Source organism: Tersicoccus solisilvae (assembly GCF_014643255.1).
GTDB classification, from domain to species: domain Bacteria; phylum Actinomycetota; class Actinomycetes; order Actinomycetales; family Micrococcaceae; genus Tersicoccus; species Tersicoccus solisilvae.
The window spans coordinates 1-1,332 of the sequence record NZ_BMJI01000043.1; the positions used below are offsets into that span (position 1 = coordinate 1).

A 1,332-nucleotide genomic window follows, 5' to 3' on the forward strand; every position below is an offset into this window, starting at 1 on the left:
TGAACCGCCCCGGGTCTGGTGGAGGGTCTGATTCCCCGAGAGGATGATGATCATGCCGGCACCGAGGAAGTATCCGCAGGAGTTGCGGGAACGGGCGATGCGGCTTGTGGCCGAGGCTCGTAAGGAGGATCCGGAGCTGTCGCTGAACGCCGCGGTGATCCGGGTCGGGCAGCGTACCGGGGTGAACCCGGACACGCTGCGGGGCTGGTCCAAGCAGGCCGCGATCGACGCGGGCGAACGCCCGGGCACCAGCACGAACGACGCGGCCCGGATCAAGTCGTTGGAGGCCGAGGTCCGGGAGCTCAAACGCGCCAATGAAATCTTGTTGGCGGCCTCCTCGTTCTTCGCGCGGGAGCTCGACCCGCGACTGCCGTGGTAGTCCAGTTCATCGACGAGCACCGGGCCCGGTTCGGGGTCGAGCCGATCTGCCGGGTGCTCACCGAGCACGGCGTGCCGATCGCCCCGTCCGGGTACTACGCCTTCAAGACACGTCCCGCCTCGGCCCGGACGGTCGCCGACGCGGAGCTGGCCTTGCAGATCGAACGAGTCTTCTGGGACCGCAACCTGGGTCGTGGGGTCAGTGGCGCCCGAAAGGTGTGGCGGCTGCTGGCCCGGGAAGGGATCACCGTGGCCCGGTGCACGGTCGAGCGGCTGATGCGCCAGCACGGTCTGGCCGGGGCGCGCCGTGGCAAGCAGTTCATCACCACCCGTCCGGACGCATCATCCCCGCGGCCTGAGGACCATGTGCAACGCGTGTTCGCCGCGGACCGACCCAATCGGCTCTGGGTGGTGGACTTCACCTACGTGCCGACGTGGTCGGGGATGGCGTTCACCGCGTTCGTCACCGACGTCTTCTCGCGTCGGATCGTGGGCTGGCGGACCATGAATCGGATGCCCACCGACCTGCCCTTGGACGCCCTCGAGATGGCGTTGTGGGTGCGGGACCGGGCCGGTCAGGACGTCACCGGGCTGATTCAACATTCGGATGCCGGGTCCCAGTACACCGCGCTGCGCTACGCCGAGCGGCTCGCCGACGTGGGCGCGGTCGCCTCCATCGGGACCGTCGGCGACTCGTATGACAACGCCCTGGCCGAGTCAACGATCGGGCTCTACAAGACCGAGTGCGTGAAGGTCGACGGCCCGTTCCGCACCGCCGACCAGCTCGAACTCGCGACGCTGTCCTGGGTGCACTGGTTCAACGAGAACCGGCTGCACTCCTCCATCGGCTACCGCACACCGATCGAGGCGGAGAACAACTACTACCGTCAGAACAACCCCCAGCACCAACCGGCGCTGGGAGAACCCGCCCTCCACTAAACCCGGGGCGGTTCA

1 protein-coding gene and 1 other annotated feature are annotated in these 1,332 nt (G+C 67.9%); the gene reads left to right on the forward strand.

What is annotated here, in order from left to right:
- The first annotated feature begins 52 nt into the window (after positions 1-52).
- A protein-coding gene (locus IEX22_RS15275) for an IS3 family transposase (protein ID WP_229660099.1) occupies positions 53-1,317 on the forward strand; the annotation gives its coding sequence in 2 pieces (ribosomal slippage) (positions 53-344 and positions 344-1,317; 1,266 coding nt in all).
- Positions 337-465 (forward strand) — a sequence feature (AL1L pseudoknot). It overlaps the preceding gene by 129 nt.
- Positions 1,318-1,332: the final 15 nt, after the last annotated feature.